The sequence below is a fragment of the Asanoa sp. NPDC049475 genome (assembly GCF_040676915.1).
Classification (GTDB): domain Bacteria; phylum Actinomycetota; class Actinomycetes; order Mycobacteriales; family Micromonosporaceae; genus Asanoa.
This window is the reverse complement of sequence record NZ_JBFAPY010000001.1, coordinates 462,946-476,834: the sequence shown is the minus strand read 5'-3', so window position 1 is coordinate 476,834 and position 13,889 is coordinate 462,946. Positions and strand designations below refer to the sequence as shown.

The window sequence follows — 13,889 nt, the reverse complement described above, 5'->3', positions numbered from 1 at the left end:
GCTCAGCCGTCGAGGTCGTCGAGGTCGTCGGCCTCGTCCGCGTCGTCCCCGTCGACCGGCTCGTCGGTGCCGTCCGCCGCGTCGAGGTCGCTGAAGTCCGGGGCGTCGTCGGCGTAGTCCGCCGGACCCCCGCCGACGGCGACCGGCTCGTCGTCCAGGTCGCCGCCGGGGTCCACATCGAGGTCGAGGTCCGGGTCCGGCCCGGAGGTGTCGCCAGAGCCGAAGGCCAGCTCGCCGGCGCCGGGGTGGTCACCCTGGGGCAGGTCGAGCGGCACGTCGTCGTCGAGGTCGGTGCCCGGCTCGGGCGCGGTCGCCAGCAGCTCGGCCCAGCCGGCCGGCTCGTCGAGCTCGGACTCCACGGGGACGCCGCTGTGCGCGGTGACGAACGGCGCGAGGTGCTCGGCCACCTCCGCGGGTGCGCTGCCGGCGAAGCTGACCACCGCTTCCGCCACCAGGTCCGGTGGCAGGTCGTGACCCGCTCCCGCCAGCGCCTCCGCAGCCGCCGAGGGATCACCGACGAGGTCGGTGAAAACGTCCTTCAGCGGTCGCGCGTCCATGTGCCCAACCCTAGGGCGGCGGGCGGTGGCCGGCGTCGGGGACATCCCCCTCCCGCACCCCCTTCGCCCGGCCGTGGTCGGACTCCCGACAGCATCCGGACCGCCGTCCTGCCATCAAGAACACTCGATCCAGCAACTGCCCACGACCACCGGAGCGACCGCGATGTACGCACTCGGCGTTGACCTCGGCACCACCTTCACGGCGGCCGCGACCTGGCGTGCGGGCCACGCCGAGATCGCCTCGCTGGGCAGTCGGGCGGCCGCCGTGCCGTCGGTGGTGCTGCTGCGCGAGGACGAGACGTTCCTGACCGGCGAGCCGGCCAACCGGCGCGGGCTGACCGAGCCGCATCGCGTCGCGCGCGAGTTCAAGCGCCGGTTCGGTGACACCACGCCGATCCTGCTCGGCGGCGTTCCGTACTCGGCCGAGGCGCTGATGGGCCGCCTCCTGCGCTGGACCATCGACGAGGTGGCCAGCCGCGAGGGCGGCGCTCCCCGCGCGATCACCGTGTCGCACCCGGCCAACTGGGGTCCTTACAAGACAGACCTGCTCCGCCAGGCGGTACGCCTGTCCGGCGTCGAGGAGCCCGTCTCGTTCATCACGGAGCCTGAGGCGGCCGCGGTCTTCTACGCGAGCCAGCAGCGCATCGACACGGGTGCCACGGTCGCGGTCTACGACCTCGGCGGCGGTACGTTCGACGCGGCCGTGCTGCGCAAGACCGCCCAGGGCTTCGAGATCCTCGGCCAGCCGGAGGGCATCGAGCGGCTCGGCGGCATCGACTTCGACGCGGCGGTCTTCCACCACGTCACCCAGGCCCTCGGCGGCAAGCTGGCCGAGCTCGACGAGGACGACCCGGCCGCGATCGCCGCCGTGGCGCGGCTGCGCGAGGAGTGCGTGGCGGCCAAGGAGGCCCTCTCCGCGGACACCGACGCGTCCATCCCGGTGCTGCTGCCCAACCTGTCCACCGAGGTGCGGCTGACCCGCGGCGAGCTGGAGGGCATGGTCCGGCCGGCCCTCTACGGCTCGATCGAGTCGCTGCGCCGGGCGCTGCGCTCGGCCGGGGTCGACGCCGAGCAGCTGCACTCGGTGCTGCTGGTCGGCGGCTCGTCGCGGATGCCGATCGTCGCCCAGCTCGTGGCCGCGGAGCTCAACCGGCCCGTCGCGGTCGACGCCCACCCCAAGCACGCGGTGGCGCTCGGCGCGGCCCGCCTGGCCGCCGCGCCGCTGGACGGCGCCGCGCAGGCGCCGGACGCGGGCGCGGCGCGCGGCTCCGCCACCGTCGTCATCCACCACCCGCCGACGCGGGCGACGGGCTCGGCCCAGGTGAGCGCGCCCCCGATGCCCAACGCGCCTGTCCCCCAGGCGCCGATGCCCAGCGCCCCGGTCAGCCCTCCGCCGATGCCTGCCCGCCCGGTGTCCCCGGCCCGTCCGGTCTCCCCGGCCCGTCCGGTCTCCCCGGCGCGCCCCGTCTCCCCCGCTCGCCCGGTCTCGCCGGCCCCGCGGCCGACGTCCGGCGCTCCCGTGTCCCAGCCGATGTCCGGTTACCGGCCGCGTGCGGCTCAGCCGACCGGGGCCACCCCTCGGACGGCGGCGTTCGCCCAGGGCCGCGCCGAGTCCGGCCCGGCGCCGGGTATCGACCCGCGCCCGCACCACGTCGAGTACGCCTACCCGTCCGCGCCACCCGCACCCGCGCCGGCCCCGGCCAGGCCCGGCAGCAACCGGACCGCCCTGATCGCGGGCGTCGTGGTGGCGGTCCTCGCGCTGGCCGGCGCGGCGATCTGGATCAACCGCGACAACCTCGGGTTCGGCGGCGGCGCGGACCCGATCCCGACACCCAACAACACGGGAGGCGCGACCGCGGCCGTGCTGCCACCGGAAGAGCAGTGCACCGACGCCATCCAGACCAACGCCCGCTGGGTCTGCATCACCCAGGCGTTCGTCGACGACACGAAGTTCGTCGTCGAGTACCAGGCCGAGTGGGGCGGCGCCACCCCGCGGAACGTCGGCGGCTTCCACCTGCACATCTACGGCGGTGACGGCACGAACCCGCCGGCCGAGCGGATGGGCTTCCAGTCCGACCAGCCCGGCCGGTTCTACCTGGAGGACAAGCAGCCGTCGGTGCGGTCGGTCGACGGCGGCAACTACCGCGACATCATCGGCACCAATCCGAAGGTCTGCGCCCGCATCGCCGACGCCGCGGACCACCTGGTCAAGGACGAGAAGGGCGGCTACGAAACAGGGAACTGCGTGACCATCCAGGACCGTCGCTAGCAAATAGCGTTTCGCTTTCGCAAAAAGGCCGGATCGGCGACCGACAACAGGCAAAACGCAAGGCAGACTCGCTGAGGTGGGAGTCAACCGCGACACGGCGCCGGTCGGCCGGTCCGACGTGCTCGACCAGCTCCACGCCCGGCTTACCGCCGGCGAGAGCGTGGTCGTCTACGGACCCGCCGGCATCGGCAAGTCCACCGTGCTCGCCGCCTACCCGGCGCTCGCCGGCGACCCGCTGGTGCTGCGCGCCAACGCCGCCGAGGTCGAGTCCGGCCTGCCTTACCTCACGCTGGTCGACCTGTTCGACGGGATCAGCGGCGACGGCCTGCCCCGGCACCTGCGCGCCGCGTTCGACGGCGCGCTGCTCCGCGGCGCCGCGCCGGTCACCGCGCAGGACCAGCTCGCCGTCCGGCTGGCCACGCTCGAGGTGCTCCGCCGGCTCGCCGCCAACCGCACGGTGCTCCTGCTGGTCGACGACCTCCAGTGGGTCGACCCGCACAGCGCCGGCGTGCTGCGTTTCGTCGGCCGCCGGCTGGGCGCCGCCCGGGTCCGGCTGCTCGGCGCCGAACGGGTCGAGTCGGCCGGCCCGCGGCACACCGACCTCTGCCCGGCACCGGTCTCCGAGCTCCTGCTCCCTCCGCTGACGGAATATGACACCGCCGACCTCCTGCGCGTCCGCTTCGGCCCGGTGCTGTCGCTGTCGACGATCGCCCGGGTGCACGAGGCCAGCCAGGGCAACCCCCTGCTCGCGGTCGAGTTGAGCCGCACGCTGGTCGCGCGGGGCGGCACGATCGGGGTCGACCAGCCGCTGCCGGTGCCCGAACGGCTCCGCCCGCTGCTCGCCCAGCGCGTGGCCAGCCTGCCCGCGCACAGCGGGCCGGTGCTGCTGCGCGCCGCGGCCGCCGCGCGACCGACGGTCGCCCTGATCGGAGGCGACGACAGCGCCAAGGCCGGGCTGGACGCGGCGGTGGAGGCCGGGGTGGCCGCCGTCGGCCCCGACGACACGGTCCGGTTCGCCCATCCCCTGCTGCGCGAGCTGGTCTACGCCGACGCCGCCCCGAGCGCCCGGGCCGCCGCCCACGAGCACATCGCCGGGCGCACCGACGACTCGGTCGAGCGGGCTCGGCACCTGGCGCTGGCCCGGCCGCACGCCGACGAGGACCTGGCCGCGCAGCTCGCCGAGGCGGCCACCACCGCCCGCATGCGCGGCGCCCCCGCGGTCGCGGCCGACCTCGCCGAACGCGCCGCCGAGCGCACACCCGAGTCGCTGCGCGAGGTCGGTGCCGCGCGTCGCTACGCGGCCGCCGGGCATGCCGACGCCGCCGGCCTCACCGCCGACGCGCACCGCCTGGCCTCCGCGGCGCTCGCCGCCTCTGACGACCCGGCGGTACGCGTCGGCGCGCGGCTGCTCATCGTCGACCTCGCCGGCCAGGACCAGTCGGCCGTCGGCCCGGTGCTCGACGCCGCGTTCGCCGACGCCGGCGACGACCCGGGGCTGCTCTGCCGGGTCCGGCACTACCGGGCGCTGAAGGCCTATTACGACGGCGAGATCGAGTTCGCCGACGCCGAGCTCAAGCGGGGCGAGGAGGACGCTCGCGAGGCCGGCGCGACCGAGCAGCTCGTCTCCCTGCTGGCTAGCCGGTCGTTGATCCGCGGCGCGCACGACCCGGAGAGCGCCCGGCTGCTCAGCGACGTCGCGTCGCTCGCCGCCGACCTGCCGCCGAGCACCGAGAGCGTGCACGCGGCGGCCATCTACGCTCGCGGCCGGGCGTACGCCGGGGACATGGCCGAGGCGACCCGGGTCATCGAGGCGCAGCGCGACGCGGTGCTGCGGTCGGGCACCCTGCGCGACCTGTCCAGCGTGCTGCTCGCGTCCGCGTCGATCTACTTCCGGTCGGGCCGGGGCGCCGACGCGCTGCGCGCCGGGCGCGAGGGCATGCGGCTGATCCTCGACATGGAGGCGACGACGGGCCACGGGCTGGTGGCCGGCGCGATCGGCGAGACCCTCGCGGGCTCGCCCACGGTCGCGGCCGGGCTGCTCGTGCAGGCGATCGAGGCCTGTTCCGCGGCCGGCGACGAAGACTGGCTGCGCCTGGCCTACGCGGCGTACGGGCAGGTGCTGCTCTTCCAGGGCGCGCCCGAGGCGGCGGTGACCGAGTTCCGCAAGGCGCAGGAGCTCGAACGCCGCCACGGCCGCAACGACCCGGCGATCTTCCTGTGGCACGCCGACTTCGTCGAGGCGCTGGCCGCCGTCGGTGAGCTCGCCGAGGCGGTCGAGGTGCTGACCGAGACCCGCTCGGTGGCGGCCGCGCTCGGCCGAGACGTCGTCCGGCTCGGACTGTCCCGGGCGGGCGCGCTGGTGCGGGCCGCCGAGGGCGAGCCGCGGGAGGCGGCGATCGAGCTCGCGGAGGCGCTGGCCGAGGCCGGCGACCACCCGTACCCGCTGGAGATCGCGAAAGCGTGGCACACCCTCGCGACGCTCGAGCGGCGCGCGCACCGGCGGGGCGCCTCGCGGTCCGCGCTGGTCCAGGCGATCGCCGGCTACGCCGCGGTCGGCGCGGCACCGTGGCTCGCCGCGGCGGAGGCCGAGCTGTCGCGCCTCGACGGTGGGCAGGGTCCGGGGCTCTCGGAGACCGAGCGGCGGATCGTCGACCTCGTGCTGTCCGGCGCGACCAACCGGGAGATCGCCCGGGCGACCCACCTGTCGGTGAAGGCGATCGAGGCGAAGCTGACCCGGCTCTACCGGCGGCACGGCGTGCGCAACCGGGCGCAGCTGACCCGGGCGCTGGGCGCGTCGGGCCAGGGGGGCTAGCGGAAACCAGGTCAAGCGGTCCGGTGCTTGTTACGTTCGCCAAGGGGCGAAGGTCTTCACCGGAGCGAGGAGGCCTGGCGCGATGGCCGCCGAACAGCCACGAGACGACGAGTTCGAGGCGATCCTGCGTGATCGCGCGGTTTATCCAGTTTTCCAGCCGGTCGTCTCGATCGCCGACAGGTGCGTCGTCGGGTTCGAGGCGCTGGCCCGCGGTCCGGCGGGTCGCTACGAGACCGCGCCGGCGCTCTTCGAGGTGGCGGCCCGGCTCGGCCGCTCGGCGGACCTCAACTGGCTCTGCGCGGGCGTGGCCGGCGAGCACTTCCTGGCCTCGGACTTCGCCGATTTCGCGCTGTTCGTCAACTTCGACCCGCTCACGCTGCGCGGCCCGTTCCGGGACAGGCTGCTCGGCGTGTTCGCCGACCTGATGCGCGAGCGGCAGGTGGTCATCGAGATCACCGAGCGGGCGGTGACCCAGGATCCGCCGGCCCTGATGGACGCCGTCATGCAGGCGCGCCGGCTGTCTGCCCGAGTGGCGCTGGACGACGTCGGCGTCGAGCCGTCGAGCCTGGCCGCGATGCCGCTCGTCAACCCCGACATCATCAAGATCGATCGAAGCGTCGTGCAGGCGCACTCGTCGACCTGGGCGGTGTCGCACGTGGTCAACGCGGTGCTGCACGAGGCCTCCCGGAGCGGCGCGCAGATCCTCGCCGAGGGGATCGAGGACGAGGCCAACCTCGAAGTGGCCCAGTCGCTGGGCGCGACCCTGGCGCAGGGCTACCTGTTCGGCCGCCCCGGGCCGCTGCCGGCCACGGCGAACCTCTCCAAGTTGGAGCTGGCCCGGGTGACATCTCGGCAGGTTCCGCACGAGACGCCCTTCGAGATGCTCTCCCGCACCGACGCCGTGAACTTCACGACCGCGCCCCTGCTGGCGGCGATGACCGGTCACATCGAGAACCAGGCGCTGCACACCTCCGACGCGGCCATCCTGGTGGTCAACCTCGCGGACGCCGCGAACCTCGACGACGAGGCGCGGCTGCGGTACAGCTACATAACGACCAGGGGCATCGAGGTGTACCTGCTCGGCCGCGACATGGACCCCACCCCCGCGGGCCGGGCGCGCGGCGTGCCGCTGCGGGCGGACGACCCGCTGGTGCACGAGCGCACGGTGCTGTTCATCGGCAGCCACTATGCGAGCGGGGTGTTCGCCCGCGAGCAGGGCGCCGGCTACGAGGCGGGGATCTGCTACGACCGCGAACGGGTCGTCGAGGCCACCCTGCCGTTGGTCCGGCGCCTCGAGCGCTAGGCCCTGTTTCGTGTCGGAGGTCGAGGCGAGGCAGGGCCTAAAGCGGTTTGTGATAGACGACGAAGTCGCACTCCGTGGCCAGGCGGGGTTGGAGCGCCGGATACGCGAGCTCGAACGGGTCGCGGCGGACCTCGCGATAGCCGAGCCGCGTGTACCACTCCCGCAGAAACTCCTTGACGGGATGCGCCCACCCCCGCGGCACGAGCAACTCGAGCTGCATGACCCGCGACCCGGCGCCCCTCGCCCACCCTTCAGCAAACGCCACCAGGTCGCGCCCGATCCCTGAGCCGCGATGCTCGGGACTGGCGACCAACATCCCGAACTCCCCCTCACCACCAACCAACCGCCGCACCCGCACAACCCCGACGACATCACCGTCGAGCCGAGCGACCCCAAGCTCGCCGGCCCGGACGATGGTCGCGACCTCGGCGACATCGGTGCGATCGGTGCCCGGCTGCCACAGCCCCTTCTCGGCATCGGCATAAACCCGGTTGATCAGCTCGGCGACCCGCGCGACGTCAACGGATCGTTCGATCGAGATCTTCAGCGCCACCCAAGAAACGTATCGCCCGCGGGTGACCGGCGGCGGACCTGGCAAGCGCAGCGAAGCGGAGCGATCTCCGGCGGGAGCGACGGTCGTGCCCGTCGCGGACCCGGGAAATGACGTGCACATGAAGAGGGCGCCCGCGAGATCGCGGACGCCCCCTCAACCTCGGTTACGCCACGACGAGGAGATTGGTGCGGCCAACTGTCGTGGTGCCGTCGGTGTATTCGATGACGCCGAGGTACCGCTGGCCCGTGGCCAGGCCGCTCCACGCGGCCGTGACGGTGGCCCGCCCGGCCACCGTCACCTGCTGGCTGGCCGGCGTGACGGTCAGGTTGCCGGCGTTGCTGGCCGGCACAGCCCAGCGGTGGTGCTTGACGTCCACCGGACCCGACGCGGCGAACAGGACCACGGACACCACGTACGTGCCGGCCTCGGTCAGCGTGACCGACTCCTCCGCCGTGCCGCCGGCGCTGCTCCCGACCTCGGTCAGGGTGCCATCGGCGTTCTGCCGGGAGACGGTGAGGTCGATGTCGGTCCCGGCCGGGTAGTCGGCGTCGAACGTCGCGAACCTGGCCACCTTGGTGCCCTCCGGCACGGTGGCGGTGACCGAGGCGCTCTGGTTCGGCGTCAGCGTCCACTCGTCGACGGTGGCGGCCTGCAGGCCGTTGCCCGTCGCGGTGAGCGTGCCCGCGTAGCCGGCCGTCACCGGCAACGCGACCTGACCGGACGCGCCCGCCCCGCTCTCCTCCAGCGGCACGGATACCGGCACCGGCCGCACCGCGATCGCGCTGCGCACGTCGTGGCCGAGCAGGTCGCGCCAGCGCAGCGAACCGAAGGACCATTCACCGAACGCGCCGGTGGTACGCGTGATCGTCACCTTGAACGTCTGCTTCTTGCCCGGCAGCAGCGCGATGATCTTCGGCGAGACGTCGACCTTGAAGCCGGCCGGTGCCTGCACGGTCGGCAGGTACAGCGCCGGCAGCTTGCTCACGTTGGTCACCGTGCGGGTCAGGGTCTGCTTGCCGGCCAGGTCACCGACGGCGAGCGACGGGTTGTTGAAGTCGCTCGGGTCGACGGTGCCGACGCTGTCGCAGACGTCCGCGCCGCCCGAGGTGAGATGGACGCCGATGCCGCAGGAGTACTGCAGCCACTGCGTGATCCCGGAGTCGTATACCAGGCCCGGGTCGAACGCCTCCTTGGCCGCGACCTGCCCGGAACCCATCTCGAGCGGGTTGGCGTTGCTGGCGTCGGACTCGTCCTGGATCGGCTTGCCCTCGTTGTCGAGCACGCCGGCCGTCGTCATCAGTGCGGACTTGACCATCATCGGCGACCAGTTGGGGTGCTTGGCCAGGATCAGCGCGCCGATGCCGGCGATGTGCGGGCTGGCCATCGAGGTGCCGCTGTTCGTGTCCCAGAGGTTGCCGCTGTGGCTCTCGGGGCCGGTCGCGGCGACCACGTCGACGCCGGGCGCCATGATGTCGGGCTTGATCAGGTCTCCGCCGCTGGACGGGCCGGGGCCGCGGCTGGAGAACGTCGCCACGACCGGCGCGCGGACCTTGGCGTTGCTCGCGGCCGAGATCGTCGCGGTCGGGTTGCCGCCGGCGCCGATGTACGCCTTGACCGCCGCACCGGTGGCCGAGTCGACGTGGATCGACGGCACCGCGTGGTAGTCGGCGTTGAGCGTGTTGGCGGTCGGGTTGAACTGCACCATGCCGACACCGCCGGCGTTCTTGACCGCGAGGCTCTTGTCGACGCGGTTGTTGTTGCCGCGCTCGCAGAGCACGATCTTGCCCGCCACCTTGGCCGGGTCGAGCTGCGGCGGGTTGCTCACGCACTGCGCGGCGAACTGCTCGTTGCTGCCGGCGGCGCCGCTGGTGCGGGCGTCGACGATCGGCGCGGACACGGGGGTCGGCCCGGTGCCGACACCCTGGAAGACCTGCCCGTTGCCGAGCGTCAGGGTCTTGGTCGCCGACCGGTCGTGCGTGCCCGCGGCGACGGTGGTCGTCCACGGCATGCCGTTGTCGACGGTGGACGCGCCCGCACCGGCGTTGCCGGCCGAGGTCGCGACGAAGACTCCGGCGTTGGCGGCGTTGAGGAACGCGAACTCGACGGCGCCGAACCCGTCGTTGTTGTCACCGATCGAGTAGTTGATGACGTCGACCCCGTCGGCGACGGCCTGGTCGATCGCGGCGACGATGTCGACGCTGTTACCGGTCGACTGGGTGCCGGCCGCGTTCGCGTAGAGCACCTTGTAGATCGACAGTCGGGCGGCAGGCGCCATGCCGGAGATGACACCGGCGACGGCGCCGTTGATGGTCGCGGTCACGTTGTGGTTGCCGCCCGCGGTGCTGGCGGTGTGCGACCCGTGCCCGTAGTAGTCACGCGGCGAGTCGAACTCGCCGGGGTTGACGCGGGAGATGCCGCCGGAGGCGTACCACCGGGCGCCGATCACCTTGTTGTTGCAGGTGACGGGCCGCTCGACACCGGCGACACAGGTGCCGTTCCACTTGGCGTCGATCGTCTTCTGGTCGCGACGCGGCGTCGGCAGCGGCCCGAAGCTGGGGTTCTCGGGCCAGAAGCCGGAGTCGATGACACCGATGATCATGCCCTCGCCGGCCCGCTCGGGGCTGCCGAACTCCTTGCGCCAGGCGCCGCTCTTCCCGTCGAGCCCGACGAACGCCGGCGTCGTGAACGTCTCGGAGTGAACGACCTCGTTCTTCCAGACGTTGGCGACACCGGGCGTCTTCTCGAGCCGCTGCGCCTCGGCCGCGGTGAGCTCGGCGGAGAACCCGGCGAACACCAGCGTGTAGTCGTACTTGACCTTGCTGCTGCTGAGGCCGGCGCGGTCGAGCACGCGGTCCCTGGCCTGAGCGAGATGCTGTCGGTACGCCCGGACGTTCTTGCTGGAACTGTCGAGCTTGTCCCCGGCGGCGACGCGGGTGGGCGCCAGCCCCGCGACACCACCGTTGTAGGTGGCGGCGGGAGCATCGGAGGTCTGCACGATGTACGTCTGCGTGGGCGCACCCACCGCGGCAGCCGCAGGCGGTGCGGCTTGCGCGGGCGCGCTGGTCAAGGTGAACGCGGACAGGGTCGCGACAGCGACCAGCGCGACAGCCGAGCGACGCCGCCCGGCACGAGGGATGCCCAACATGGACGGCAGACTATGGGCCGCATAGACGCGGGCTGAACCCTCAAAGCTCCCGACAAGGGTCAGATGAAGGGTTGAGTAGAGGGACAACCCCCACACCCGGCGCCAGCGCCCGGGTCCCGACGCAGCAGCTTAGGTCTATTTCCTGGCCCAGCCAAGGTCCAGCCGGCAGATTGTGCATAACGGGTGATCACGGCTGCGCGTTGATCAGGTGTGAGACGTCGGACCTTGCTCAATGCGGCCATTGTCGGTGTTGCCGGACTCGGGGTGGCCGCCGTCGGCGGGCTCTCCAACGCCCAGACGACCGAACCCGAGGTCGCCGCCGGGGATGAGCGGGTCGAGCGCAAGGAGTCGGCGACCCGGGGCAGGACCGTCGACTTCTACACCGCCGTCCCGGCCGGTCATGGGGACGGCAAGGGCCTTCCCGTCTGCCTCGTCATGCACGGCGCGTCCACCAGGCCCAGGGACTTCCGCGGCGTGGGCTTCGGGCGGGCGTTGACCCGGGCCGTCAACAAGGGCACCCCGCCGTTCGTGCTGGCCGGCGCCGACGGCGGGCGGCGCGGGTGGCGGCCCCATGACGGCGACGATCCCCAGCGCATGGTGTACGAGGAGATCCCCAACTGGTGCGCCGAGCGCGGCTTCGACATCGCCCGGCTCGCTGTCTGGGGCTGGTCGATCGGCGGCGCCGGTGCGTTGCGGCTGGCCGAGGACTTCCGCGGGTTCGTCAAGACCGTCGCCGCGTTCTCGCCCGCGGTCAGCAAGGGCGACGACGTCTTCGAGCGCGTCGACCGGCTCAAAGCCCAGCCCGTCGGACTCTGGTGCGGGCTCGACGATCCCCTGCTCGAGGACGTCCAGGCCCTCCAGATGGCACTGCCCCTGCCACCGATCGCGGGCGGTTACACCGACGGCGGTCACCATATGGCCTACTGGAAATCCGTTGTGCCGCAGGCGTTCCAGCACATCGGGGGCATGCTGACCAGGCCCGTCCCGGCTTCGCCGTCGGGCTGAAAGGTGAAACGTCTGGCACCTTTGTCGGCATGGCAGCAGCGGTTACCAGACGTGCGTACCTGACAAACTGGACAATCAGTGTACCGATCATCGCCTTGGTCGCGCTCTTCCTGAGCTGGAACCGGGACCTGCCCGGGTGGGCCGTCACGCTCGTGGCGATCTGTCTGGCCGGCGCCGTTCTGGCCGCCGTGCACCACGCCGAGGTGGTCGCCGCGCGGGTCGGCGAGCCCTTCGGCTCGCTCGTCCTGGCCGTCGCGGTCACCTTCATCGAGGTCGCGCTGATCGTCACGCTCATGATCAGCGGTACGCCCGAGAAGACCGCGAGCCTCGCCCGCGACACCGTGTTCGCGGCCGTGATGATCACCTGCAACGGGATCGTCGGGCTCAGCCTGCTGCTTGGTGCGCTCAGGCGGCGGGTCGCCGTGTTCAACCCCGAGGGCACGGGGGGCGCCCTGGCCACGGTCGCCACGCTGGCCACCCTGAGCCTCGTGTTCCCGACCTTCACCACCAGCGAGCCCGGCCCGGAGTTCTCGACCTCCCAACTGGCCTTCGCCGCCGTCGCCTCGCTCGCCCTCTACGGCCTGTTCGTCGCGGTCCAGACGGTCCGGCACCGCGACTACTTCCTGCCGATCACCACCAGCGGCACCGTCGTCGACACCGAGGAGCACGCCGACCCGCCCAGCACCAAGGCCGCTCTCGGCAGCCTCGCGCTGCTGGTCGTCGCACTGGTCGCGGTGGTCGGCGACGCGAAGGCGGTCTCGCCGACGATCGAGAGGGGCGTCGCCGCCGCCGGCTTCCCGCCCACCGTCGTCGGTGTCGTCATCGCGCTCCTCGTGCTGTTGCCGGAGACGCTCGCCGCGGTGCGGGCAGCGCTGCGCGATCGGGTCCAGACCAGCCTGAACCTCGCGTACGGGTCGGCGATGGCCAGCATCGGACTCACCATCCCGGCGATCGCGATCGCGTCGATCTGGCTCGACGGGCCGCTCACGCTGGGTCTGCCGGCCACGGAGCTCGTGCTGCTCGCGCTCACCGTGGTGATCGGCATCCTCACCGTCGTGCCGGGGCGGGCCACGCCACTGCAGGGCGGCGTACACCTGTCGCTGCTCGCCGCATTCATCTTTCTCGCGGTCCGACCGTGATCAGGGCTAAGGTTCCCCGATGGGATGGGTCGACGGCCGGCTGACGTTCCGCTACGCCGATCCGCACCACCGGCTGGCCGGCGTACGCCTGGCACAGCACGCCGGTCTGCCCGGCGACCAGTTGGATTTCGACTACCGCGACCACGCCTGGCTCCTCGACGTGCCGGCGCCGGCGGCCTGGCGGCTCGAATATCAGCTCGAGCTTCGCCACCTCGACGGCCGCGCGGAGTGGGTCAACGACCCGGCCAACCCGGCCCGGGTCGGTGGCGCTTTCGGCGACAAGTCGGTGCTGCATCGTGCCGACTACGTCGAGCCGGTCTGGCTGGACCTGCCGGGAGCCCGCGGCACCTGGCGCGAGCTGACCGTGCCGGCGCCCGCGCTCGACGCCGACGTCACGATGCGCACGTGGTCGCCACCGACTGCCGGCGAGCGCGTGCTGGTCGCGCACGACGGTCCCGAGTTCGACGAGCTGGCCGACCTCGGCCACTACGCCGCGGCGATGGTCGGCTCGGGCACGTTGCCACCGTTCCACCTCGTGCTGCTCGCTCCCGGCGCGCGCGACGACTGGTACTCCGCCAACAACGCCTACGCCGCCGCGCTGACGGGCCCGGTGCTCGATGCTCTCCGAAAGGAGCTTGGCTTCGAAGGGCCGGTCACCGGGATGGGCGCGAGCCTCGGCGGGCTGGCGATGCTGCACGCCCAGCGCCGCCACCCGACCGCGTTCGCCGGCCTGTTCCTGCAATCCGGCAGTTTCTTCCGGCCGAGGCTGGACCCGCAGGAGTCCGGCTTCCCCTATTTCCAGCGGATCACCCGGTTCACCGGGCCGGTGGTGGCGTCCGCGTTCGCCGCGCATCCCGTGCCGACTCGGCTCACCTGTGGCACCGTCGAGGAGAACCTCGCCAACAACCGGGAGATGGCGGACGCGTTGGCCCGGCAGGGCTATCCGGCAGAGCTGGTCGAGGTGCCCGACGGGCACCACTTCACGGCTTGGCGGGACGCGTTCGACCCGCACCTGACCCGGCTGCTGGCCCGGTCGTGGGGCGAGACGTCGTGGAGCCTGGGCTCGTTCGGCCCGGGCTCGTGGGGTGGGCCGTCGGGAGGCTAGC

Annotated in this window: 9 protein-coding genes; 6 read left to right on the top strand and 3 right to left on the bottom strand. The window is 72.6% G+C overall.

Annotated elements, in window-relative coordinates; genetic code table 11:
- Nucleotides 1-2 precede the first annotated feature (2 nt).
- Entirely contained in the window at nt 3-557 is a 555-nt protein-coding gene (locus AB0J88_RS02335; protein ID WP_364355913.1) for a hypothetical protein, read from the bottom strand.
- A gap of 163 nt (nt 558-720) precedes the next feature.
- Here AB0J88_RS02335 and AB0J88_RS02330 point away from each other — a divergent pair, with 163 nt between their 5' ends.
- The 3 genes from AB0J88_RS02330 to AB0J88_RS02320 all read left to right on the top strand — a co-directional run bounded on the left by AB0J88_RS02330 (nt 721) and on the right by AB0J88_RS02320 (nt 6,941).
- Nucleotides 721-2,826 (top strand): Hsp70 family protein, encoded by a 2,106-nt coding sequence (locus AB0J88_RS02330; protein ID WP_364355916.1) that lies wholly within the window; start codon nt 721-723, stop codon nt 2,824-2,826.
- A 76-nt stretch (nt 2,827-2,902) separates the two neighbouring features.
- Nucleotides 2,903-5,638: a LuxR family transcriptional regulator gene (locus tag AB0J88_RS02325; RefSeq protein ID WP_364355919.1), complete on the top strand. Its 2,736-nt coding sequence runs from the start codon at nt 2,903-2,905 to the stop codon at nt 5,636-5,638.
- Between the two features lie 82 nt (nt 5,639-5,720).
- Nucleotides 5,721-6,941: an EAL domain-containing protein gene (locus tag AB0J88_RS02320; RefSeq protein WP_364355922.1), complete on the top strand. Its 1,221-nt coding sequence runs from the start codon at nt 5,721-5,723 to the stop codon at nt 6,939-6,941.
- A gap of 37 nt (nt 6,942-6,978) precedes the next feature.
- On the opposite strand, the gene AB0J88_RS02315 is transcribed toward AB0J88_RS02320, so the two are convergent.
- Together AB0J88_RS02315 and AB0J88_RS02310 are read right to left on the bottom strand one after the other, a co-directional pair.
- Nucleotides 6,979-7,494 (bottom strand): GNAT family N-acetyltransferase, encoded by a 516-nt coding sequence (locus AB0J88_RS02315; RefSeq protein ID WP_364355925.1) that lies wholly within the window; start codon nt 7,492-7,494, stop codon nt 6,979-6,981.
- 163 nt (nt 7,495-7,657) lie between these two features.
- Complete coding sequence (locus tag AB0J88_RS02310; RefSeq protein ID WP_364355928.1) at nt 7,658-10,639, bottom strand: S8 family peptidase; 2,982 nt, start codon at nt 10,637-10,639, stop codon at nt 7,658-7,660.
- A gap of 210 nt (nt 10,640-10,849) precedes the next feature.
- Here AB0J88_RS02310 and AB0J88_RS02305 point away from each other — a divergent pair, with 210 nt between their 5' ends.
- Genes AB0J88_RS02305 through AB0J88_RS02295 form a run of 3 tightly spaced genes read left to right on the top strand, consistent with a single transcriptional unit; the run spans nt 10,850 to nt 13,888 of the window.
- On the top strand, nt 10,850-11,644 hold the full coding sequence (locus AB0J88_RS02305) for an alpha/beta hydrolase-fold protein (RefSeq protein WP_364355931.1): 795 nt from the start codon (nt 10,850-10,852) through the stop codon (nt 11,642-11,644).
- A gap of 29 nt (nt 11,645-11,673) precedes the next feature.
- Nucleotides 11,674-12,783, top strand: coding sequence for an ionic transporter y4hA (locus AB0J88_RS02300; RefSeq protein WP_364355934.1), 1,110 nt, complete (start codon nt 11,674-11,676; stop codon nt 12,781-12,783).
- A gap of 19 nt (nt 12,784-12,802) precedes the next feature.
- Nucleotides 12,803-13,888 carry an alpha/beta hydrolase-fold protein gene (locus AB0J88_RS02295; RefSeq protein ID WP_364737777.1) on the top strand — a complete coding sequence of 362 codons (1,086 nt, stop codon included), beginning with the start codon at nt 12,803-12,805 and terminating at the stop codon, nt 13,886-13,888.
- Nucleotide 13,889 lies beyond the last annotated feature (1 nt).

Coding starts and splice junctions, on each gene's coding strand:
- AB0J88_RS02320 (WP_364355922.1), top strand. CDS start 5,721: ATGGCCGCCGAACAGCCACGAGACGACGAGTTCGAGGCGATCCTGCGT.
- AB0J88_RS02295 (WP_364737777.1), top strand. CDS start 12,803: ATGGGATGGGTCGACGGCCGGCTGACGTTCCGCTACGCCGATCCGCAC.
- AB0J88_RS02330 (WP_364355916.1), top strand. CDS start 721: ATGTACGCACTCGGCGTTGACCTCGGCACCACCTTCACGGCGGCCGCG.
- AB0J88_RS02310 (WP_364355928.1), bottom strand. CDS start 10,639: ATGTTGGGCATCCCTCGTGCCGGGCGGCGTCGCTCGGCTGTCGCGCTG.
- AB0J88_RS02300 (WP_364355934.1), top strand. CDS start 11,674: ATGGCAGCAGCGGTTACCAGACGTGCGTACCTGACAAACTGGACAATC.
- AB0J88_RS02335 (WP_364355913.1), bottom strand. CDS start 557: ATGGACGCGCGACCGCTGAAGGACGTTTTCACCGACCTCGTCGGTGAT.